23 protein-coding genes are annotated in these 22548 nt (G+C 68.1%); 6 read left to right on the forward strand and 17 right to left on the reverse strand.

The genetic code is table 11. From position 1 onward, the window contains the following. Positions 1-104: 104 nt before the first annotated feature. From pip to ROR02_RS04085, 5 genes are all read left to right on the forward strand, one after another. Complete coding sequence (gene pip, locus ROR02_RS04065; RefSeq protein WP_147162765.1) at positions 105-1106, forward strand: prolyl aminopeptidase; 1002 nt, start codon at positions 105-107, stop codon at positions 1104-1106. 11 nt (positions 1107-1117) lie between these two features. Beyond that, complete coding sequence (gene recQ, locus ROR02_RS04070; protein WP_147162736.1) at positions 1118-2950, forward strand: DNA helicase RecQ; 1833 nt, start codon at positions 1118-1120, stop codon at positions 2948-2950. Positions 2951-3036: 86 nt separating this feature from the next. Then, entirely contained in the window at positions 3037-3633 is a 597-nt protein-coding gene (locus ROR02_RS04075) for a coiled-coil domain-containing protein (protein WP_147162737.1), read from the forward strand. 120 nt (positions 3634-3753) lie between these two features. Further along, positions 3754-5004, forward strand: a complete 1251-nt coding sequence (locus tag ROR02_RS04080; protein ID WP_147162738.1) for an ABC transporter substrate-binding protein — start codon at positions 3754-3756, stop codon at positions 5002-5004. Continuing rightward, entirely contained in the window at positions 5001-6032 is a 1032-nt protein-coding gene (locus ROR02_RS04085) for a trypsin-like serine peptidase (RefSeq protein ID WP_147162739.1), read from the forward strand. Before ROR02_RS04080 ends, ROR02_RS04085 begins: the two co-directional genes overlap by 4 nt. A 143-nt stretch (positions 6033-6175) precedes the next feature. Here the strand turns inward: ROR02_RS04085 and ROR02_RS04090 are convergent, their stop codons facing one another. The 5 genes from ROR02_RS04090 to ROR02_RS04110 all read right to left on the reverse strand — a co-directional run bounded on the left by ROR02_RS04090 (position 6176) and on the right by ROR02_RS04110 (position 8841). After that, complete coding sequence (locus ROR02_RS04090) at positions 6176-6727, reverse strand: F0F1 ATP synthase subunit B family protein (protein ID WP_147162766.1); 552 nt, start codon at positions 6725-6727, stop codon at positions 6176-6178. Further along, entirely contained in the window at positions 6727-7221 is a 495-nt protein-coding gene (locus ROR02_RS04095) for a F0F1 ATP synthase subunit B family protein (protein WP_147162740.1), read from the reverse strand. Before ROR02_RS04095 ends, ROR02_RS04090 begins: the two co-directional genes overlap by 1 nt. A 230-nt stretch (positions 7222-7451) precedes the next feature. Continuing rightward, positions 7452-7679: a F0F1 ATP synthase subunit C gene (locus ROR02_RS04100; protein WP_076401909.1), complete on the reverse strand. Its 228-nt coding sequence runs from the start codon at positions 7677-7679 to the stop codon at positions 7452-7454. 66 nt (positions 7680-7745) lie between these two features. Further along, positions 7746-8471, reverse strand: a complete 726-nt coding sequence (locus ROR02_RS04105; RefSeq protein ID WP_147162741.1) for a F0F1 ATP synthase subunit A — start codon at positions 8469-8471, stop codon at positions 7746-7748. Further along, complete coding sequence (locus ROR02_RS04110; protein WP_147162742.1) at positions 8455-8841, reverse strand: AtpZ/AtpI family protein; 387 nt, start codon at positions 8839-8841, stop codon at positions 8455-8457. Before ROR02_RS04110 ends, ROR02_RS04105 begins: the two co-directional genes overlap by 17 nt. A 519-nt stretch (positions 8842-9360) precedes the next feature. Between ROR02_RS04110 and ROR02_RS04115 the strand changes: the two genes are divergently transcribed. Then, the gene (locus ROR02_RS04115) at positions 9361-10971 is read left to right on the forward strand and encodes a methyl-accepting chemotaxis protein (RefSeq protein WP_170244956.1); all 1611 of its coding nucleotides are present in this window, start codon (positions 9361-9363) and stop codon (positions 10969-10971) included. Positions 10972-11011: 40 nt separating this feature from the next. Here ROR02_RS04115 and ROR02_RS04120 read toward each other — a convergent pair whose 3' ends face one another. The 12 genes from ROR02_RS04120 to ROR02_RS17375 form a co-directional block, all read right to left on the reverse strand. Continuing rightward, complete coding sequence (locus ROR02_RS04120; protein ID WP_147162744.1) at positions 11012-11767, reverse strand: ABC transporter ATP-binding protein; 756 nt, start codon at positions 11765-11767, stop codon at positions 11012-11014. Beyond that, a complete protein-coding gene (locus ROR02_RS04125) occupies positions 11764-12651 on the reverse strand; it encodes an ABC transporter ATP-binding protein (protein WP_147162745.1) in 888 nt (295 codons plus the stop codon). Before ROR02_RS04125 ends, ROR02_RS04120 begins: the two co-directional genes overlap by 4 nt. Beyond that, positions 12648-13562 carry an ABC transporter permease gene (locus tag ROR02_RS04130; protein ID WP_147162767.1) on the reverse strand — a complete coding sequence of 305 codons (915 nt, stop codon included), beginning with the start codon at positions 13560-13562 and terminating at the stop codon, positions 12648-12650. The genes ROR02_RS04125 and ROR02_RS04130 overlap by 4 nt, the downstream gene beginning before the upstream one ends. 16 nt (positions 13563-13578) lie before the next feature. Beyond that, positions 13579-14607: an ABC transporter permease gene (locus tag ROR02_RS04135; RefSeq protein ID WP_147162746.1), complete on the reverse strand. Its 1029-nt coding sequence runs from the start codon at positions 14605-14607 to the stop codon at positions 13579-13581. A gap of 3 nt (positions 14608-14610) precedes the next feature. Continuing rightward, complete coding sequence (locus tag ROR02_RS04140; RefSeq protein WP_147162747.1) at positions 14611-16236, reverse strand: ABC transporter substrate-binding protein; 1626 nt, start codon at positions 16234-16236, stop codon at positions 14611-14613. A gap of 85 nt (positions 16237-16321) precedes the next feature. Next, entirely contained in the window at positions 16322-17083 is a 762-nt protein-coding gene (locus ROR02_RS04145) for a YkgJ family cysteine cluster protein (RefSeq protein ID WP_147162748.1), read from the reverse strand. A 13-nt stretch (positions 17084-17096) separates the two neighbouring features. Continuing rightward, entirely contained in the window at positions 17097-17579 is a 483-nt protein-coding gene (locus ROR02_RS04150; protein WP_147162749.1) for a YchJ family protein, read from the reverse strand. Positions 17580-17732: 153 nt separating this feature from the next. Beyond that, positions 17733-18926 carry a bifunctional 2-methylcitrate synthase/citrate synthase gene (locus tag ROR02_RS04155; RefSeq protein WP_147162750.1) on the reverse strand — a complete coding sequence of 398 codons (1194 nt, stop codon included), beginning with the start codon at positions 18924-18926 and terminating at the stop codon, positions 17733-17735. A gap of 20 nt (positions 18927-18946) precedes the next feature. Beyond that, positions 18947-19840, reverse strand: a complete 894-nt coding sequence (gene prpB, locus ROR02_RS04160; RefSeq protein WP_147162751.1) for a methylisocitrate lyase — start codon at positions 19838-19840, stop codon at positions 18947-18949. Next, positions 19840-21342, reverse strand: a complete 1503-nt coding sequence (locus tag ROR02_RS04165) for an MmgE/PrpD family protein (protein ID WP_147162752.1) — start codon at positions 21340-21342, stop codon at positions 19840-19842. Before ROR02_RS04165 ends, prpB begins: the two co-directional genes overlap by 1 nt. A 71-nt stretch (positions 21343-21413) precedes the next feature. Beyond that, entirely contained in the window at positions 21414-21782 is a 369-nt protein-coding gene (locus ROR02_RS04170; protein ID WP_147162753.1) for an acyl-CoA thioesterase, read from the reverse strand. Between the two features lie 235 nt (positions 21783-22017). After that, complete coding sequence (locus ROR02_RS17375; protein ID WP_281290998.1) at positions 22018-22149, reverse strand: hypothetical protein; 132 nt, start codon at positions 22147-22149, stop codon at positions 22018-22020. Between the last annotated feature and the right edge of the window lie 399 nt (positions 22150-22548).

A 22548-nucleotide genomic window follows, 5' to 3' on the forward strand; every position in this document is an offset into this window, starting at 1 on the left:
CCCCCTCCGGGGGATCCGGCCTCTCCTCTTGCCAACACACCATTCGGGAGCGGAAATGAGGGATGGCCGACGCTCGAAGTCGCGACATGCATAATCAGGACGCCATGCTGTTTTCCAACCCCCTTGCCCCGGCCAGAGGGTCGGGCAAGGGCGATCACGCCGACCTGCTCGCCGACCTGTATCCCGCCACCGAGTCGCGGCGCACCGGGCGCCTGCGGGTCGGAGGGCCGCACGTCTTGCACTGGGAGGAAAGCGGGAACCCCGAGGGCATCCCCGTTTTATTCGTGCACGGCGGGCCGGGAGCCGGCACCGCCCCCTTCTGCCGGCGCTATTTCGATCCCACCCGCTACCGGATCATCTTGCTGGACCAGCGGGGCGCCGGGCGCTCGCGCCCCTTCGCCGAACTCACCGACAACACCACCGCCGACCTGATCGCCGATCTGGAAATCCTGCGCGTTCACCTGGAAGTCAACCAGTGGCTGATTTTTGGCGGATCGTGGGGCAGTACCCTCGCCCTCGCCTACGGGGAAGCCCATCCCGAACGCTGCCTTGGCTTTATCCTGCGCGGCATTTTCCTGTTTCGCGCCTTTGAAGTGGACTGGTTCCTCAGGGGGATGGGCCGCTTCTTCCCCGAAGCCGCCGAAGCCTTCATGGATCACCTGCCTCCCGAGGAGCGCGACGATCCCCTGGAAGCCTATTACCATCGCCTGGTCCACCCCGACCCCACCATCCACCTGCCCGCCGCCCGGGTGTGGAGTGCCTACGAGGACGCCTGCGCCCGCCTGCGTCCGCGCCCCGCCGACGAAGGCGACGGCCGCGCCGCCCTGGCCCTCGCCCGCCTGGAATGCCATTACATGCGCAACCACGGCTTCCTGCGCGAAGGCCAGCTGCTGGAAAACATTGACCGGATCGCGGCCTTGCCCTGCACCATTGTCCAGGGCCGCTACGATGTCGTATGCCCGCCCGTCTCGGCCTGGGATCTGCATCGCGCCTGGCCCGGCAGCCGGCTGATCTTCGTTCCCGATGCCGGCCATTCCGCCCTGGAGCCCGGCGTGCGCACCGCCCTGGTCCAGGCGACCCGGACCTTTGCCGATCGCATGGGCTGACCCTTCGCGCCATGTCTTCCCCGCTGGCCAGCGACGCCCTGGCCCTGCTGCACCGCGTTTTCGGCTTCAAGACCTTTCGCCCCGGCCAGCAGGCGATCATCGACGCCATTCTGGCCGGGCGCGACGTGCTGGCGATCATGCCCACCGGGGCCGGGAAATCCCTGTGCTACCAGCTTCCGGCCCTGATGCGCCCGGGGGTGACCCTCGTTGTCTCCCCCCTCATCGCCCTGATGCGCGATCAGGTCGCCCAGCTGCGCGCGCTGGGTGTCGAGGCCGGTAGCCTGAACTCCACCACCTCGCCCGAGGAATACCAGCACCTGCGCGACGTCCTGCGCGCGGGCGAGCCCTTGCTTTTATACGTCGCGCCCGAGCGCCTGGCCCGGCCCGGGACCCTGGAATACCTGGCCCGTCACCCGATCAAGGCCCTGGTCATCGACGAGGCCCATTGCGTCAGCCAGTGGGGACACGACTTCCGCCCCGAATACCTGACCCTGGGGCAGGTGCGCCAGGCCCTGGGCAATATCCAGACCCTGGCCTTCACCGCCACCGCCGACACCGCCACCCGCGCCGACATCGAACAGCGCCTGTTCCCCGAGCCCCCCGAACGCTTCGTGGGCGGCTTCGACCGCCCCAACCTTTTCCTGGCCATGCGGCCCAAAACCGACACCCGCCGCCAGATCCTGGCGTTCGTGAAGGCCCACAAGGGCGACAGCGGCATTATCTACTGCGCGAGCCGGGCTGGAACCGAAGCCCTGGCCGACGCCTTGAGCGTCTCCGGCGTGCGCGCGCTGCCCTATCATGCCGGACTCGACAAGGCGGTGCGCGAGGCCAACCAGGACGCCTTCGTGGCCGAGGATGGCCTGGTCATGGTCGCCACCATCGCCTTTGGCATGGGCATCGACAAACCCGACGTGCGCTTTGTCTGCCACGCCAACATGCCCCGCTCCATCGAGGCCTATTACCAGGAAATCGGCCGCGCGGGCCGCGACGGCCTGCCCGCCGACACCCTCACCTTCTACGGCCTTGACGACATGCGCCTGTATCGCTCGCGCATCGAGGAAGGCGCCGCCGACGACGACCGCAAACGCCTCGATATCCAGCGTCTGAACGCCCTGTTCGCCTTGTGCGAGGCGCCGCGCTGCCGGCGCCAGACCCTGCTTGCCTACTTTGGCGAAACCATCGAGCCCTGCGGCCATTGCGACATCTGCCAGCATGGTGTCGTCACCACCGACGCCACCGTGGAGGCCCGGAAAGTGATGTCGGCCATGCTGCGCACCGGCCAGCGCTTCGCGACCGAGCACCTGGTCAACATCCTGATGGGCACCGAAACCGACGCCGTGCGCGAGTGGAACCATCACCACCTGCCCACGTTCGGGGTTGGACGCGATCACGCCCGCCCGGTCTGGCGGGCCCTGTTTCGCCAGATGTACGCCGCCGGCCTGATCGAACCGGACTTCCTGGCCCATGGCCGGTGGACCATGACCCCCCGGGGCAATGCCGTGTTGCGCCAGGGCGAGCCGTTCCTGGTCCGCGCCGATGTCCTCGACGCGGCCTCGGGCACGCCGGGCCGGCGCCCGCCCGCGACCGCCGCCCCGCGTCCCGCGCTTGCCGACAAGGACCGCGCCTTGTTCGAGGCCCTGCGGGTCGTGCGCCGCACGCTCGCCGAAACCGAATCGGTTCCGCCTTACGTCATTTTCCCCGACCGCACCTTGATCGAAATGGCGTCCCGACGGCCGCGCCGCCTCGCCGATCTGGAAGGCATCCACGGCATTGGCGCGCGCAAGCTGGCCCGCTATGGCGCCGCCTTCCTGGCCGTGCTCGAACAGGCCCCCGCCGAGTCGTAACCGGCCCGTTCGCGCGGTCGGTTGCTTGAAACCGGGGTCCGACCGGCCCATCATGAAGCGTGTCTTGCAACACCCGGAGCCCCCCCATGACGGTGCACGCCTTCCGCCTTGAAGAAGCCGGCTTCACCCGTCCCCAGGTCGAGGCCCTGTCGGCGTTTCTCGACACCCAGGCCGCGACCAAGGTGGATGTCCTCGACGCGAAAGCCGATCTCAAGGAAGAGATCGTCGCCTTGCGCCACGACATGGAAACCGGTTTCGCCGCCCTGCGCACGGAACTGAAAGACGACATCGCCGCCTTGCGTGACGAATTGAAGGGCGACGTCGCCACCTTGCGCCACGACATGGAAACCGGCCTCGCCACTCTCCGCACGGAACTGAAAGACGACATCGCCGCCTTGCGTGACGAACTGAAAGGCGATATCGCCGCCTTGCGTGACGAATTGAAGGGCGACATCGCCGCCTTGCGCGCCGAACTGAAAGGCGACATCGCCGCCTTGCGCCACGACATGGAAACCGGCCTCGCCACCTTGCGCCACGACATGGAAACCGGCTTCGCCGCCTTGCGCACGGAACTGAAAGACGACATCGCCGCCAACCGATCGGAACTGATGATCCATCGCTGGATGCTGGGTACCGTCCTGACGCTACAGGTCGGGATTCTGGTCAAGCTCTTCATGGCGTAGCCCCCCCCTCTTGATTTCAAACGCGTTTCATTGCCCCCTTGACACACGGCCGACGGGCCCGAAACTCTCCCTTCCACGGGGGGCCGATTGTTCGGGGCCCCCTTCACCTGGGGGATTGTCATGACCTCTTTGCCCACGGGGCCCCGTTTGGGCCGACGCGCGTTCCTCGCCACCACCGCGGCCGGCGTGATCAGCGCTTCCTTCCTGGGGCGGGCGCGCGCCGCCGATCCCATTCGTATTGGTGAAATCAACAGCTATAGCCGGATCCCGGCCTTTACCCTGCCCTATCGCAACGGGTGGACCCTGGCCGTCGAGCAGATCAACGCCCAGGGTGGCCTGCTGGGCGGGCGCATGCTGGAGGTCATCAGCCGCGACGACGGCGGCGACCCCGCCCAGGCGGTGACCGCCGCCCAGGAGTTGATCTCGGGCCAGGGGGTTCAGGCCCTGGCGGGCACGTTCCTGTCCAACGTGGGGCTGGCGGTGGCCGACTTCGCCGCCCAGCATCGCGTGCCGTTCCTGGCCGCCGAGCCGCTGGCCGACGCCGTGACCTGGGAAAAGGGCAACCGCTACACCTACCGCCTGCGCCCCAGCACCTGGATGCAATCCACCGTGCTCGCGCGCGAGGCCGCGCGCCTGCCGGCCAAGCGCTGGGCGACCGTGGCCCCCAACTACGAGTATGGCCAGGCCGCCGTGGCGCGCTTCAAAAGCCTGCTCAAGGAATTGCGCCCGGATGTCACCTTCGTGGCCGAGCAATGGCCGCCGCTGTTCAAGCTGGATGCCGGCGCCACCGTCCAGGCCCTGGAAGCCTCCCAGCCCGATGCCATTTACAATGTCCTGTTCGGCGCCGACCTGCCCAAGTTCGTGCGCGAGGGCACGGTGCGCGGCCTGTTCGAAAACCGCTCCGTGGTCAGCCTGCTGACCGGCGAGCCGGAATACCTCGACCCCCTGGGCGCCGAGGCTCCGGAAGGATGGATCGTCACCGGCTACCCCTGGTACGACATCAAGACCCCGGCCCACGACGCCTTCCTGTCGGCCTACAGGGCACGCTGGAATGAAACCCCGTTCCTGGGCTCGCTGGTTGGCTACAACACGTTCGCCGCGCTGGGCGCGGCCATCGAGCGGGCCGGCGGCACCGATCCCGAGCGGCTGGTGGACGCCCTGTCCGGCCTGACGGTCAGCCTGCCCAACGCGGATGTCACCTTCCGCCCCGCCGACCACCAGTCCACCATGGGCACCTGGGTGGGGCGCACCGCCTTGCGCGACGGGCACGGCGTGATGGTCGACTGGACCTACGTGGACGGCGCCGACCTGCTGCCGCCGCCCGAGGTCGTGGCCGGCTGGCGTCCGGCCGAGACGGACCCGCAGCAATGAGGGGCGGGCGACGCCGGTTCCGGCGGCAGCGGCGCGCGGGCTTCCACCTGCCCGTCCCGGGTCTTCTGGCGATGGCGGTGCTGGGCGCCACCGTGCTGCCGCCGGAGCCGGCGTTCGCCCAAACCGCGGCCGAGCTGCCCCGGGAATCCGATGACGCGATGCTTCATCGCCTCAAGCCCGGGCTCAAGGGGGAGGATGACCGCATCGGGGTGGATGCCTCGACGTGGCCCTGGGTGGCGGTGGGACGGGTCAACCGCTCGGATGGCTCGTTTTGCACCGGAACCCTGGTCGCCCCCGACAAGGTGGTGACCGCCGCCCATTGCCTGTGGAACCGCCGCACGCAAAACTGGATGCCGGCCTCGGGTCTGACATTCGTGGCCGGCTACCAGCGCGGCGCCTGGGTCGAGCACGCCGCCGTGGCCCGCGCCCATCCCTCGCCCACCTATCGCCCCAACCCCTCGGGCAAGACCACCCAGCCGGCCCTGGACTGGGCGGTTCTCGACCTTGCCCATCCCCTTGATGGCAGCCTGGGCCATTTCGGCACCCGCCCGAATCCCCTGCGGGGCCTTCCCCTGGTCCAGGTGGGCTACAGCAGCGATCGCCGCCACGTGCAAACGGCCAATATTGGCTGTCACCTGCTGGGGCAGGACAAAAGCGGGACCTTGCTGCACGACTGCGACACGGTCAGCGGCGACTCGGGTTCTCCCCTGGTGATCTGGGACTCGGACGGGCCGCGCATCGTGGCCGTGCACGTAGGCACCGTGACCACCCATTCCGGATCCAGCCTGGGGGTGGCCGCGCCAATTGGCTCCGCCCTTCCCGGCCCCCTGGCCCCGGCACGCGGCACCGTCCCCATCGACCAGGGCCTGGTCGCCTTGCTGGTCGGCAAGCTGGGCTACAGCGGCGCGGACGCCTTCCATCGTGCCGTGAGGCAAGCCGGACCGTCCGGACAGCCCTTCACCGCCGAGGACCTGGGCTTGCTGTTGTCGGGCTCCGCCCCTCCGGCGGGCAGCGCCGAGGTCCGATAACCGGCCAGGGGCTGGCTGCGGCGGGAGCCTCCGGCGCACGACGAACGGCCCGGCGCGCAACGACAAACGACCCGGCCACCATGGGCAGCCGGGTCGTTTGATTTGTTTTCAGAACTCCGCCAACAGCGGAGAAAAGCAGGCCGTCAGTTGAAACGACCGGGCAGGTCCTTGATCGCGCCATCGACCAGACGGGAGCGGTCGGCATCGCCCAGGGCCTCGCCCATCAGGCGGGACGCGGCGGTCACGGCGATGTCGGCGGCGGTGTTGCGGACCTCGGCCAGGGCCTGGGCCTCGGCCTGGGCGATCCGCTCCATGGCCTGCTGCTCGCGCCGCTTGATCGAGGCTTCCAGATCGGCCTCGGCCTTGGCGCGCAGGCGCTGGGCTTCTTCCTGGGCGTGGCGGACGATTTCCTCGGCTTCCTTGAGGGCATCGCGCTGGCGCCGCTGATAGTCGGCCAGCATCGCCTGCGCATCCTCGCGCAGCGAGCGGGCTTCATCCAGGCGGGCCTTGATCTCGGCGGCCCGGCCGTCAAGCGAGGCCATGATCTTGCGCCGCGCCTTGAGGAAGACGAAGGTCACCACCAGAATAAAGGAAACAGCCACCCAGAAGGCAGGGTCGGCGAAGCCGGTGGGGTGGGCCGCGTGGGCGGCGCCGGCGGCGTGCGCCGTTTCAGAGGCAAGCGCGTCGGCGATGATCATCGGCCGTGCTCCTTAAGGGCGGTGGCAACGGCGCCGTCGACCCGCTTGGTGTCCAGCGACAGGCCGGCCAGGCGGGAAACGATCCCCTGGGCGACGGTGGCGGCCACTTCGCGGACATTGGCCAGCGCGGCGTCGCGCGCCTTGACGATACGGGTTTCGCCGTCCTTGATCTGAACGGCCAGACGCGCGTTGACCTCGGCGGTGCGCTCGGCCGTGGCGCGGTCGGCGGCCTCGGTCACGGCGCGGATTTCGGCATGGGCCTTGGCGCGGGCTTCCGCAAGGGCGGTCTCGTAGGCGGCGATGGCGGCCTCGGTCTGGCTTTTCAGCCGCTCGGCCTGCTCCAGATCGTCGTCCATCATCTTCTGGCGCTGGTCCAGCACCTCGGCAAGGCGCGGAATGGCCATGCGGGTCATGACCAGGTACAGCGCGAAAATCGTGATGACCAGCCAGAGAATCTGCGACGGAAAGGTGGAAAAATCAAATTGAGGCATGGGCAGAAGCTCCCGCGGCGGGCGTGGCGGCTAAGGGGGAACGGTCGAGCCCGGCTTGTGGCGCCCAAGCTCCCGGCGGGATCTTGGGAAACAGCTGGCCGGTGGCGCGGCCCGGCGCGCGGGCGATGGCGCGCCCCGCCGGCCGGCGGCGGCTTGCGTCCCCCGACCGGCCCTTCCTGAGGAAAGGCCGGCCGCAAGGTCCACAAGGTCCGCCGTCGCGGCCGTGCGCGTTACGCGGCAAACAGCAAAATCAGCGCCACGACCAGGGCGAACAGCGCGATGGCTTCCGTCACGGCGAAGCCGATCCAGCCGTAGAGTTCGACGCTGCTCTTGGCGGCCGGGTTGCGGCCGACGGTCGCAATCAGGTTGGCCCAGATGTTGCCCACACCGATACCGGACCCGATCATGCCGATGGCGGCAAGGCCGGCGCCGATCATCTTCGCGGCTTCAGCTTCCATGAGACTATCCCTTTCAAAACAGATGGCGGTTGGACCGGTGGAGAGGACCCTCTTCGACCCCGGAGATTAGTGCATGTTGAGGGCGTCGTTGAGGTAGATGCAGGTCAAGATCGTGAAGACATAGGCCTGCAAGGCGGCGATGAAGAATTCCAGCACGGTGATGCCCAGCACGACGGCGAAGGGCATCAGGCCGCCGACAATTCCAAGGGCCACCACGAAACCGGCCAGAACCTTCAGCATGATGTGGCCGACCGTCATGTTGGCGAAAAGTCGGACGGACAGGCTGAAGGGGCGCGACAGGTACGAAATCAGCTCGATCGGGATCAGGATCGGCGCGGTGGCCAGGGGCGCCCCGTGCGGGAAGAACATCCGCAGGTAATGGGTGCCGTGCTTGGCGAAGCCGATGATGGTCACGACGATGAAAATCGCGACGGCCAGGGCGGCCGTGACGGCGATGTGACTGGTGAACGTGAACGAATACGGCAACATGCCGATCATGTTACCCAGGAACACGAACACGAACAGGGTGAAGATGTAGGGGAAGTACTTCATCCCCTCCTTGCCCACGTTGTCGCGGATCATGTTCGCGATGAACTCGTAGAGGATTTCGGCCACGCTTTGCAGCCGGCCGGGCACCACGGTGCGCCGCGCGGTCGCGAACCAGAAGAAGGTCGCGGGCAGAAGCACGGCCGCGACCATCATCAACGACGAGTTGGTGAAGGAAAGGTCGATGCCCGCCACATGGATGGGGACGAGCGGCTTGATGGTGAACTGTTCAACCGGACTGGCCACGGCTCTTGTTCCCTTCCTTTGTTTCCTTGCGGGCGATGGCGCCGCCCAGCCCGACCGAATCGTCGAGCCCCTTGACCACACGATAGGCATTCGAGACGCCGGCCGCGCCCCCGAACAACAGGCACACCACCATGGCCGCCGGCGCGGAGCCCCACCAAACATCCAGGCCGTAGCCCAGGGCGCCGCCGACGGCCACCGTCGTGACCAACTCGATACTGATCCGCATGCCGATGCCCAGACCGGAACCGGCCTGCCCCCGGCCCTGCGGCCCGTCGGCGCCCGCCGTGGTCCCGGCGTTGTCCCGCGCGCGCACCTTCGCAAGGCGCGCGGCGATCTCGTCGGGCCCGGGCGTCTCGTCCGGTCGAGTCATGCGGCAGACATCCCCCCAGCCATCCGGAAGGGGATCTCCTGGCCGGGCCCCATGGCCGACCGCACGCCGATCCCTTCTCCCCGGAGGCAATCCGTCGGAAAAGCCCGGGCAAAATACGGAGGGCATGCAAGGGTGTCAAGCCGCGCAACGGGCCGCGCGACCGCCTCCGTGTCGGCGTCCGCCCTGGTGTGCCCAAAAAGCATCCACCGCGCCCTCGCCCCTGCGCCTCTTTCGCGCGCCTTCCTATATGAAAGGAGACATCCACGACAACGGGACCCGGGTCGGGAGGCTCTTCCTCCTCCACTCTGGCCCCAGCCACCAGGTGCCAACGGGGAAAAACGGGGGAATCCGGTCTCTTCCGGGAAACCGGAAGCAAAGGTCCCCCCCAGGGGACGGGAAGGTTTCAAGGCCATGTCGATCGGAGCCAAGTTAGCATCCATGCTCGGAGGAATTATTTTCCTCCTAATTCTTGTCGTTTTTTTATCTTTTTACGCATCCCGGTCCCTGGACCGGACCTTGATGACCAGCATGAACTCGTTCGATGATTTCACCCGCAACGAGGTTATTCTCTTGAAACTGCTGGGCCAGATTCGGCACGACGTCGTGCAGGTCCAGCAGTTCCTCAGCGATGTGTCCGCGACCCGGGGCCAGGATGGCCTGGATGACGGGTTCGAAAAGGCGGAGTCCTTCGCCCAGGACTTTCACGCGACCGTCGCCGAGGCCCGGGCGGTGGCCGCCACCGCCCGGTTTGGCGCCCTTGATACCTTGCTCAACGAGATGGAACAGGCGTTCGGCCCCTATTACGAGACCGGCCGGAAAATGGCCCGGGCCTACGTCGAAGGCGGCCCCTGGAAGGGCAACCGCCTGATGCCCGAGTTCGACGAGGTGTCGAGCCGGATCCAGGAGACCACGCAAAAAGGCAACGCCCTGATCGGCGAGCGGGTCGCGCAGCGGGCCGCCGCCATCCGGAACAGCGCCGAGACCACCCGCCAGACCTCGCACCACATGCTGGCCGGGGTCGTGGTCCTGGGGGGCGTGTGCCTTCTGGGGGGCCTGCTGGTCGGCATCCTGGTCACCCGCACCGTGGTCCGCCCCCTCGACCGCATGACCACCATCATGCGCGCCCTGGCCGGCAACAGCCTGGACATCGAAATCCCCCACGTCGGGCGCAAGGACGAAATCGGGCAGATGGCCCGGGCGATGCTTCATTTTCAAGAAGCCATGCAGGCCCGTGCCGTGCTCGAAGCCCGGGCCCGCGCCGACCACGAAACCGAGCAAAAACGCGCCCAGGCCCGCGACGGCCTGATCCGCGAGTTCGACGGCCTGATCCGGGGCCTGCTGGGCCGCCTGGGAAGCAGCGTGAGCGAGGTGGGCGCCGCCGCCAGGGATCTGAGCGGCGCGGCAGAGGAAAGCAGCCGCCAGAGCCGCCTGGTCACCCAGGCCGCCGGGCAGGCCGCGCAAAACCTGCAAGTGATCGCAAGCGCCGCCGCCGACATGGGGCACGCCACCGAGTCCCTGGGCCAACGGGTTCACGAGACCACCCGCCTGACCGGGGAAGCCGTGGCGGGCATGTCCGCCACCAACAGGGCGATCGAGGGTCTGTCGGGTGCCGCCCAGAAAATCGGCGAAATCGTCACCTTGATCCAGGACGTGGCCGCCCAGACCAATCTCCTGGCCCTCAATGCCACGATCGAGGCCGCCCGGGCCGGCGAGGCGGGCAAGGGCTTTGCCGTGGTCGCGAACGAGGTCAAGCATCTGGCCACCCAGACCGCGCGCGCGACCAGCGACATCACGGTGCAGATCGGCGGCATCCAGGCCTCGACCGAAGCGGCGGTACGCTCGATCAAGGATCTGACCGGCGCGGTCGGCCGGGTGGATACCGTGGTCGCCGAAATCGCCGAAGCCCTGGGGGAACAGACCACCACCACGCGGGCCATCGTCGAGCGGGTCTCCCAGGTGGCCGGAGATACCCACGAGGTCACCCGCACCATCGCCGGCGCCGCCACCGTCGCGGAACAGACCCGCGATCGCAGCGCCGCCATGGTGGGCGTGGCCCGCGACCTGGACGGCGTGCGCGGCGACATCGGAGCGGGGGTCGAGGGCTTCCTGGCCCGGGTCGCGCGCGCGTGACCCGCCAGCCGGGGGCCGGCCTGGTCCCCGGGCCCCCGGCCTACCCCCTACGACGGGAAATCCGGGCCGCGTCCAGCAGACACCGCGTGTAGGGATGCGTGGGCGTTCCGGCGCGCAGCTGGGCCGTGGTCAGGGTTTCCACGATTTCGCCCGCCTGCATCACCGCCAGCCGCCGGGCCATGTGGGCGACCACGGCGAGGTTGTGACCCACCAGAAGCAAGGTCAGGCCGCGTTCCCGGCGCAGACGGTGCAACAGGTTGAGGATTTCGGCCTGAACCGACACATCCAGGGCGCTGGTGGGTTCATCGAGCAGAAGAAGGACGGGATCGAGCATCAAGGCGCGCGCGATCGCCACCCGCTGGCGCTGCCCCCCCGACAGCTGATGCGGGTAGCGAAACCGAAATGACTCCTCCAGGCCCACGTCGGCCAGCCCCTGGACCACGCGCCGGTCGCGCTCGCGCCCCAGCCCATGGACCAGCAGGGGTTCCGAAAGAGCCTGATCGACCGTGTGGCGGGGGTGCAGACTGCCGTAGGGATCCTGGAACACCATCTGGACCCGGCGATGAAAACGGGGCGAGCGGCTCTTCCCCAAGGGCTCGCCCTCAACGCTCATGGTTCCCGACCAGTCGGACGCCAGCCCCACCAGCGCCCGCAGCACGGTGGATTTGCCGCTGCCACTTTCCCCCACCAGCCCGAAACACTCGCCCGGGGCCACGTCGAAGGACACCCCACGCACGGCATCGACCGGGCGGCCGCCCTCGCGGTAGCGCACCCGCAGGTCGCGGACCCGGATCATGAGAGGTCCCCGCCCGAAGGCCCGTCCCACCAGGCCGGATCATGCCGCAGCACGGGCAGCGGATCGGGGGAGCCCTCCGGATCGGGCAGGGCCGCGAGCAGCCCCCGGGTATAGGGATGGCGCGCGTGGGCGAGATCGGCGGCGGGCAGGGTTTCCACGACACGCCCGGCGTGCATCACCGCCACCCGGTCGCAAAAGCCCGCGACCAGGGGCAGATCGTGGGAGATGAACAAAAGCCCCATGCCCCGCGCCTCCACCAGTTCGTCGAGAATCGCCAGCACCTGGGTTTGCGTGGTCACGTCCAGGGCGCTGGTCGGTTCGTCGGCGATCAGAAGATCCGGGCCCAGGGCGACCATCATGGCGATCATCACCCGCTGGCCCATGCCGCCCGAAAGCTGATGGGGCCAGGCCCGCATCACCCGGTCCACGTCGCGAAGGTGCACGGCGTCCAGGGCGGCGCGGGCCCGTTCGCGCGCCGCCAACCGCGACAGCGTGGGATCGGCCGCGCGCAGGGCCTCGATCACCTGACGGTCCACGCGCATGACGGGGTTCAGGCTGTAGCGGGGGTCTTGCAGCACCATGGCGAGTCGCCGCCCGCGCAGGCGCCGCCAGTCCCGTTTGCTCAAGGCGGCCAGATCCTGGCCCTGGAAGGTCAGGCGCCGGGCCCGCCAGCACGCGGACGGCGGCATCAACCCCACGATCGCGCGCGCCGTCAGGGATTTCCCCGATCCGCTTTCGCCAACCAGGGCCACGCGCTCGCCGCGCGCCACCGACACCGATACCCCGCGCACGGCCTCCACCGGCGCGGCCCCGAAAGCCCCGGGAAACGAAACCCAAAGGTCTTCGATGTCCAGAAGGGGCGCACGGGGAGAAGGAGCGGTCATCGGGTCGGGGTGTCCTTGGGGTCCAGCACATCGCGCAGGCCGTCGCCCAGCAGGTTGAAGGCCAGGGCAACGACGCAGATGGCCACGCCCGGCATCGTGGCCACCCACCAGTGATCGAGCAGCACCTTGCGCCCGCTGCTGACCATGGCTCCCCATTCCGGGCTGGGAGGCTGGGCGCCCAGGCCCAGGAAGCCCAGGCCGGCGGCGGTCAGGATGATTCCGGCCATGTCCAGGGTCAGGCGCACGATCACCGAGCCCAGGCACAAGGGCATGACATGGCGCACCACCAGCCGGGGGGTGGAGGCGCCATAAAGGCGGGCGGCGGCGATGAAATCGGAGCGGCGCACGGCCAGGGTCTCGGCCCGGGCCAGCCGGGCGTAGGGCGGCCACGAGGTCAGGGCGATGGCGAGCACGGCGTTTTCCAGCCCCGGCCCCAGCGCCCCCACCAGGGCCAACGCCAGGATCAGGCGGGGAAAGGCCAGGAAGATGTCGGTAACACGCATCAAGACCGCGTCGATCCAGCCGCCCACGGTGCCGGCCACGCTGCCCACCACGAGGCCCAGGGGGGCCACGCTCACCGCCACCAGGGCCACGATGCCCAGCGTCGGCCGCGCCCCGCACAGCAGGCGAGAGAGGATATCGCGCCCCAGTTCGTCGGTGCCCAGAAAAAAACCGGGGGTGCCGGGAGGCAGCAGGCGGGCATCAAGGTTCTGGGCCGCCGGATCCTGGGGCGCCAGCCAGGGACCGATGGCGACGACGACCAGCAGCACGGCGAGCACCCCCACCCCGGCCACGGCCAGCGGATGGTGGCCGAGCGCCAGCCCCAGGCGGGTGGCCCGGCCCAGGCGGGCCTGAAGGCGCGAGGCGGGGGCCTCGCTCAACAGCCAGGCGCGCCAGGAAGCAGGCGACACGGTCAAGAAGGAGCCCTCATGGTGGACGGGTCCGGGGATCAAGCACGCGGTAAAGCCCGTCGGAAAGCAAATTGAGGCCGATGAACACCGCGCCCACCACCAAGGTGCCGCCAAGCACCGCGTTCATGTCGGCGTTCAACAGGGAATTGGTGATGTAAAAGCCCAACCCGGGCCACGAAAACACGATTTCGGTCAGCACCGAGCCTTCCAGCAGCGAGGCATACGATAACACGATCACCGTGAGCAGGGGCACGGCGGCATTGCCCAGGGCATGGCCCCACAGCACCCGGGCCTCGGAAAGGCCCTTGAGACGGGCCGTGGTGATGTATTCCTGGCGCAATTGATCGAGCATCAGGGCCCGGGTCATGCGTGCGATGGACGCGACACTGAACAGGCCCAGGATCGAGGCCGGCAAGATCAGGTGAGCGAGCGCATTGCGCGCCACCTCGCCCTCTCCGGCCAGCAGCGCGTCCACGACCAGCAAGCCGGTGCGCGGTTCCACCAGCCCCTCGTAGAGCACGTCAAGACGCCCCGGCCCCGGCACCCAGTCCAGACGGGCATAAAAAAGCAGAAGCCCCATCAGGCCGAGCCAGAACACGGGCACGGAGTAGCCCAGCAGCCCGACCACCCGCAAGCCGTGGTCGATCCAGGTGCCACGCCGCGCCGCCGCCACCACGCCCGCCGGCACCCCCAGCCCCACCCCCAGAACGGTGGCGAGCGTCGCCAGTTCCAAGGTCGCGGGAAAAACCCGGGCCACGTCCTCCAGCACCGGGCGCCCGGTCAGCACCGACATCCCCAGATCGCCACGCGCCACCGCCCCCAGATACGCAAGGAACTGCCGCCACAAGGGCAGGTCCAAGCCCAGGCCGGTGCGCGCCGCCGCCAGGGCATCGGCGCTGGCCCGATCACCCACCAGCCCCAGGGCGGGATCGACCGGGATCACCCGGCCGATGACAAAAGTCACCAGCAGCAGGCCCAGCACGGTCACGGGCACGGCCGCCAGTCCGCCCCAGAAGCCCCGCCCCGGCGCCCGAAAACGGCCCATGGATCAGGACCCGCTGTCTTTGCGAATCGCGCGGTAATAAACCACATCGAAGTTGGGTCCGACCGCGAAGCCGGTCACCCCAACCCGTTCGGCGATCACGTTGATATCCTGGAACATGATGACATAGGGCGAGTCGGCCAGCACGGCACGCTGCAAGTCCTGATAGCGCTGGCGCCGGACCCCGGAATCGGGCTCGACCAGGGCCGCCTCGGTGCGGGCGGTCAGGTCGGGGATCACCCAGTTGTTGCGCCAGGCAAGCAGCGTGGTCGGGCTGGTATCGCTGTTGTCGGGATTCCACGCGAAGCCCTGGGCATTGCCGTGCGGGTCCAGGTAATCGGGCGCCCAGCGGCCAATGTAGATATCGTGCTGGCGGGCGCGGTAGCGGGTCAGGGTCTGCTTGTTGTCGCCGGGCAGGATTTCCAGGTGAATCCCCACCTTGGCCCAGGTTGCCTGAATCACCTGGGCCACGTCGGCGGTGGGATAGGTGTTGCGCACGTCCATCGTCACCGAGAACCCGTCGGCCAGCCCGGCCTGGGCCAGCAGGGCGCGGGCGCGCTCCAGGTCCAGGTGATAGGGGGTGTCGGCCAGCGCGCCGGGAAAACCCTCGGGCAGGAAGGTTTGATGCGGTTTCTTGGAACCTTGCAGGATGTTGCGTTCGATCCCCTCGTAATCGATCAGCCACTTGAGGGCCTCGCGCACCTCGGGCCTGGCGAGGATCGGGTTTTTCTGGTTCAGGCCCAGGTAATAAAGGGCGCTTTGCGGCACCCGGCGCACGGTGATGGCGGGGTTGCGCGCCAGTGCCGCCTGATCATCGGGCGAGAGATTGCGCGCGATGTCGGCATCCCCCTTTTCCAGCATCAGGCGCTGGGGCGCGCTTTCGGGCACATGGCGCAGGGCCACGCGCTTCATGGCCGGCGCCCCTTGCCAGTAGCCCTCGAAGCGGTTCAGCAGCACCATTTCGTTGGGCCGCCACACCCCCAGCGAAAAGGGTCCCGATCCGGCGGTGTGGGTTTTCAGCCAGCCGTTGCCCAGGTCGCCGTTTTCCTCGTGCGCCAGCACCGTTTGCCGGTCGAGGACCGAACTCACCCACGAGCCCAGGCCGTTCAGCACGAAGGAAGGGGCGAAAGGCCGGTCGGTTTCCAGCACCAGGGTCCGCTCGTCCACCGCCCGCACCCGCCGGGCCACGGTGTCGGGGGTCAGGCCCAACTGGGTGAGGATGAAGGCCGGGCCCTTGTTGAGAAGCACCACCCGTTGCAACGACCACGCCGCGTCCAGGGCCGTGACCGGATTGCCGGACTGGAAGCGCACCCCATCCCGGATGTGAAAGGTGTAGGTGCGCCCGTCGGCGCCGATGTCCCAGCGCTCGGCAATGCCGCCCAGGATCTCCTCGGGAGCGTCGATATTGTAGTAGACCAGCCGGTCGTAGACATTGGCGGCGATTTCGGCGCCCGCGAATTCATAGGCTTCCGCCGGATCGAGACTGATCAGCTCGTCCAGTTGCCAGGCGATCACCGCCATGTCGGCGGGGGTGCGCGCCCGGGCCGGCGCGCCGGAAAGGACAAGGGCGACAAACGCCCCCGCGACAAGAAACAAGACGCGGGCGCGACGCCCGCAAGGCAGGTGGGACATGGCGGGGCTCTTCTGACCACGGGACCGGAACCGCAAGGGTCCATGATGCCCCGGAAGCGCGGCACGCAAAAGGGGCACCCGGCCCTCAGGCCGACTCAGGACCCCGGGCTTTCTGGTAGAAGCGATGGAAGGGGGCTTCCTCTCCCTTGGGCGTCGTCATCGCGGCGTAGCGGGCGAAGACCGCCGCCTGGGCCGTCGCGACCGCCTCGATATCCACGCCCTCCAGACGAGACACGATCCCGGTGAACGGTTGAGCCACCCGCCCGCCCGGGCCCGAGGCTTCCAAGCGGGCCAGTTCGTCGCGCAGGGCCGGAGCCAGGGCGAGACGCCGGCGGGCATACGCCTGCAAAACCGGCGCCTGGGCTTCCAGGGCCTCCCATTCGGCTTGCATGTCCCTTGCGTCCACGGGCCCGTGGGCCTGATAGACAACCGGCGCCTGCTCCGAGGTGTCGCAGGCCCAGCCCGAACGGGGGATCAGGTTGGCGCGCTGATCCTCGGGCGCGTTCAAGGGATTGAACGGCATGGCCCGGCAGCGCAGCGGCTTGGCGTCATGCACCTGGCAGCGTCCTTGCCCCTCCAGGTCGGGGCACGGCAGACGGGGCGGCAGATAGGCCATCGGCGAGACCAGCACCGCCGCCCGCCGACGTCCCAGTTCGACTTCAAGCCCCAGCCGCGTGAAGCGATCATAGCTTCGCGCCCCGCGCCGGAGCAGCGTCCACACCAGGGCCAGGGGAAACCGGTCCACGCGCGCCAGGGCCTCGGTCAGCGTCAGGGGCAGCAGCCCCGTGCAGCAGCGCCCGCACGCGGTGCAGGCGAACCGGCGCTCCTGACCTTCCCGGGTGCTCATGGGACCGCCTCCGTCAGGCGCCGCAGCACTTTTTGTATTTCTTGCCCGATCCGCACGGGCAGGGATCGTTGCGGCCGACCGCCGCCACCCGACGCGGAGGCGCCTTGGGATTGACCTCGCCACCGCAAACCTGCCATGCGCCCTCGATCCGGGTGAAATAGGCGCGTTCGTGATGGACCCGCTTTTGCCCCTTGAACCGGAAGCGGGTCACGTATTCAACGGTGCCTTCGTCGTCTTCCGGGCCCCCGTTGCGGACTTCCCGAATTTCCAGCCCATCCCATCGCGCCTCGGCGGCGATGGCGCGGGCCTCGGCGGGATCGAAATCCTGGCGGACATCCGTGATCATGGTCCGCATCAGGTAGTCGATGTCGCCCCGGACATAGGCAGTGTAGCGCGAGCGCATCAAGGCTTCGGCGCTGCTGGCGGGCTCCCCCGCCAGCAGAGGGGCGCAACAGACCTGTTCTTCAAGACCGGATCCACAAAGGCACGTCGCCATTCTTTTCCCCCTCATCCCGCCTCAAGACCACGCAGTGGTGTACCTATACGGGCGTATGAGAGAAAGAAAAAAGTAAAGACGCCCCCCTTCAGGACCGGCCAGGCCCCATCCCGGGGGCGCGTCTCCTCCCTCCTGGTTCGAACAACCCCGTTTTCATGCGTCGGGACCAGGGGCCCGGGAGGGACCCGCCAGGCGTCCGGCCCCCTCGGCGGTCAGACGCAAGGCGGCCGACGGCACCGGGCGTTGCTCGGCGCCGATGTAGGCGCTCAAGGGGCGAATGAGGGCGTTGGCCTGGGCCTGTTCGATGATGTGGGCGGTCCAGCCGGTGATGCGGCTCATCACGAAAATCGGGGTGAACAGCGGAATATCGAAGCCCATCAGGTAGTAGGCCGGACCGGTGGGGAAATCCAGGTTGGGGTGGATGCCCTTTTCCTCCAGCATCGTGCGTTCCAGGGCATCGTAGATTTCCACCCACTTCTGCCCATGGCGCGACGCGGCCATGGCCAGGAAGGCCTGCTTCATGGTCGGGACCCGGGAATCGCCGTGCTTGTAGACCCGGTGCCCGAAGCCCATGACCTTGCGCTTGTCCCGCAAGGCATCCTTCAACCACGTCGCGGCGCGGCCGGGGTCGCCGATTTCCAGCATCATGTGCATGACCGCTTCGTTGGCGCCCCCGTGCAGCGAGCCCTTCAAGGCCCCGATGGCGGCGGTGACCGCGCTGTACATGTCGGACAGCGTGGAGGTCACCACCCGCGCGGTGAAGGTGGAGGCGTTGAAGCTGTGCTCGGCGTACAAGATCAGCGAGATCTCGAAACAGCGCAGCACCTCGGGCTCGGGGACCTCGCCAAAACACATGTGGAAGAAATTCTCGGCGAACCCCAGGCGCGGGTTGGGCGCGATGGGATCAAGCCCGCGCCGGCGCCGGGAATCCAGGGCCACCACGGTGGGCAACTTGGCCATCAGGTCCAGGGCCTTGCCCAGGGCGAGGGCGGGATCGGGGTTTTCGGCCTCGGGGTCCTCGGTGCCCAGCAGGCTCACCGCCGTGCGCAAGGTATCCATGGGGTGACAGGTGTCGGGCAGGCGCCCCAGCACCGCGATCTGGCTGCGGGTCAGGCCGCGCCGGGCGCGCTCGCTTTCCATGAAGCGGCGCAATTGCTCGGCGTTGGGCAGCTCGCCGTGCCAGATGAGATAGGCCACTTCCTCGAACGAGCAGGTCGTGGCCAGTTCCTGAACCGGATAGCCCCGGTAGGTCAGGGAATTGGTTTCTTCCATCACCTTTGAAATCGCGGTGCTGTCCACCACCACCCCGGCCAGCCCCTTGCGGATATCGGGTGCCCCCGTCGCCATGATCGTGTCCTCCGGTTTTGTTATAACTTGAAATTGAAGACGTTTTTATCGAACACCCCATAGTCCTCGTAGCCCAGCAGGGCGTAGAGATCGCGGCGGTGCTGCATGCGCTCCAGAAGACTTTCCTGGGTGCCCTCGTCTTGGATCGTCGCCAGTCCCCCGGCCACCGCGCCCATCGCCAGGCGCAAGGTGGTGACGGGATAAATCACCACGTTGATGCCCAGGTCCTGCAACGTGGCCGCCGACAGCAGCTTCGATTTGCCAAACTCGGTCATGTTGGCGAGCAGCGGCACGCTGACCGCCCGGCGGAAGGCCTCGAACTCGCGTTCGTCGGCCAGGGCCTCGGCGAAAATCAGATCCGCGCCGGCGTCGGCGTAGGCCTGGGCGCGGGCGATGGCGCTTTCCAGCCCCTCGCCGGCGCGGGCATCGGTGCGCGCGCAGATCACGAAATCGGGATCGCGCCGGGCCAGCACCGCCGCCTTGATCCGGCGCACCATCTCGGCCGTGGGAACCACCGCCTTGTTGTCCAGGTGCCCGCAGCGCTTGGGGTTGACCTGGTCTTCCAGGTGGCACCCGGCCAGCCCCACCTCTTCCAGGACCTGAATGGTCCGCGCCGCGTTCATGGGCTCGCCGAAGCCGGTATCGGCATCGATGAGCGCGGGCAGGTTGGTGACGCGGGCAATCTGGTGGCCGCGCTGGGCCACCTCGGTCAGGGTCGTGAGGCCGATATCGGGCAGGCCCAGATCGGCCGAGAGCACGGCTCCCGAGATATAAACCCCCTCGAAATCCAGGGTTTCGATCTGCATCGCCACCAGCGGGGAAAAGGCCCCGGGCAGGCGTTGCAGGCGTCCCGATTCCAGTCCGGCCCGAAAGCGGCGGCGTTTTTCCTGGGGCGTGGCCAAGGCATGCAGCATCAGAACAGCCCCCGCGCCGGCAACAGGCCCAACCGGGCCGGATCGACTTCCAGGTTCAGGCGGCCCAGATCGCCCGCGCCCAGGCTCGCCACCCGCTGCACGGTGTCCAGGAAACGCTCCTGCTCGACCGGGCTGACCACGCCCTCGCTCAGGGCGCGGAATTTGGCGATGTACTGCTCGCGCCCGAACGAACGCGCCCCCAGGGGATGGGCATCGGCCATGGCGATTTCATCTTCGAGGGTCGAGCCGTCGGTCAGCGTGACCACCACGCGCCCGCCGAAGGCCTTTTCGGCCGGATCGGTGGCGTGGTAGCGCCGGGTCCATTCGGGATCCTCCACCGTGCTGATGCGGTGCCACAGGCGCACGGTATCGGGACGTTGGGCGCGCTCGGGGGCGTAGGAGCGTTCGTGATGCCAGCCGCCATCTTGCAACGCCACCGCGAAAATATACATGATCGAGTGATCAAGGGTTTCGCGGCTGGCGTGGGGATCGAGCTTTTGCGGGTCGTTGGCCCCGGTGCCGATCACATGGTGGGTGTGGTGGCTGGTGTGGATGACAATCGACTCCACCCGGTCGAAATCCCCGATGCGCGGGCCCAGACGGCGCGCAAGGTCGATCAGGGCCTGGCTCTGGTACTCGGCCGAATGCTCCTTGGTGTAGGTGTCCAGAATGGCGCGCTTGGCTTCGCCCGGCTCGGGCAGCGGCACCTGGTAGACGGCGCCCGGGCCATCAAGCATCCACGCCAGCACCCCGTCCTCGCCTTCGTAGATCGGGTTGGGGGCTCCCTCGCCACGCATCGCCCGATCCACCGCCTCGACCGCCATCTTGCCGGCGAAGGCGGGGGCATAAGCCTTCCAGCTGGAGATCTCGCCCTTGCGCGACTGGCGGGTGGTGGTGGTGACGTGCAGGGCCTGCCCGATCGCCTGATAGATCACCGCCGGGGACAGCCCCAGCACGGTCCCGATCCCGGCCGCCGCCGACGGGCCCAGGTGCGCGATATGGTCGATCTTGTGCTTGTGCAGGCAGATGGCCTTGACCAGATCAACCTGGATTTCATAGCCCGTGGCGAGGCCGCGCAGCAGATCCTTGCCCGAGCGCCCGCAATGCTGGGCCACCGCCAGCACCGGCGGAATGTTGTCGCCGGGGTGCGAGTAGTCGGCGGCCAGGAAGGTGTCGTGGTAATCCAGCTCGCGCACCGCCACGCCGTTGGCCCAGGCCGCCCACTCGGGCGCCACCCGGGTGGTGGCCGGCAGGCCGAACACCGTGGCTCCGGGCGAAAAGGGGTGCGCCTGGGCCTGGGCGCGGGCATTGATCACCGGCCGGCGGGCCAGCGAGGCCATGGCCACCGCCGCGTTGTCGATCATCCGGTTGATGATCATCTCGGCCACGTCGGCGTCCACGGGAACGGGGTCGGCCGCGACCCGGGCGATTTTCCAGGCCAGTTGATCCTCGCGCGCCAGGCCCTCTTCCGAACGAACCGGGCGGACGGTGTGCTGTTTCATGGGGTCTCCTTGGGGCATGACATTGGCAGCGGGCGGGGACGCGCCCCGGCCCGAACCCATCAGAAAACGCATCAGGAAAGGGGGGTCGGCCGGCCGTCGGCATCGACCGCGACCATGGTGAAGCCGCCGTGGATGGCCAGCACGCGCTCGCCCGTGGTCAGGGTCTCGGCGAACAGATCCACGGCCACGCTCATGGAACTGCGCCCCACCCTCTCCACCCGGGCGACCAGCTCGACCAGTTGGCCCACCGTGACCGGCACGCGAAAATCCACCCGCTCGGAGGCGGCCATCACCACCGGCTGGCGCGCGTGACGGGTGGCGGCCATGAAGGCCGCGCGCCCCATCAGGTTGAGGGCCGTTCCGCCGAACAAGGTTCCGTAATGATTGGCCTGCTCGGGAAACACCATTTCCACGAAGCGGCTTTCTTGCGCGTGATCCATCCGCGTCCCTTTCGCTGGGGCTCCCGTGCGGGAACGACAAAAAAGGTACGCAAAAGCCGCTTGTGGAAATAGGCCTGAAAAAGCAACACGTTGCCAGCGCAGGCACGCCGTTTTGCGAGGCTTGCGAAGGGCGCGGACGCGCAAGAGATAGCGCTGGGATCGCCTCCCCGGTTCCGTCAAGTCCTGGAAGGAAACAAGCGCCCCGGAGCGAAAACGCCGCCCTTGGGGCGGCGGATCATGCCACGCTCTGGATGCGCTCCAGCTTGTCGGCATACTCGGGGGGAACCCGCCGCCGATCTCCTTTTTCGTAAAGAAGGGAGAGCCCCTTGTGTCGAAAGCCGGTGATCATGGAAGGAGTGTACCCCATGCCCTTTCCCCGGACAAAAGGTCCGCCCCTGATGGGGTGAATCGGGGGGGGGGATCAGCGCACCGGCGGCCTTGAAGGATCTTCCCCCCCGGAGGCCGGCATCCCAGGCCAGGGTCCGGAGCCGTCCGGGGGGGAAGCGGGGCTTGCGAAACTGGATCTCGCCGCCAGTCCGCAAGCACGCGCGCACCCTTCCTGCCAGGGCTTTGTTGCTTTTTGCTCGGCCCTTCAAGGCGCAAGAGAACGTTACCCTCCCCCGCCGCTCGCGCGAAGACGTGAAAAGGCACCTTCGGGCCAGCGAAGAACAACCCCGTTGGCGAATCTTGCGAAGAACACCTTCCCCAAAAAGGGGGCGCAAACCTCACGGGCGCCCCCCCTCGCGCTGGTTCCCCTTGCCGGGGC

The organism is Pararhodospirillum oryzae (genome assembly GCF_007992075.1).
In the GTDB taxonomy this organism is placed as follows: Bacteria; Pseudomonadota; Alphaproteobacteria; order Rhodospirillales; family Rhodospirillaceae; genus Pararhodospirillum; species Pararhodospirillum oryzae.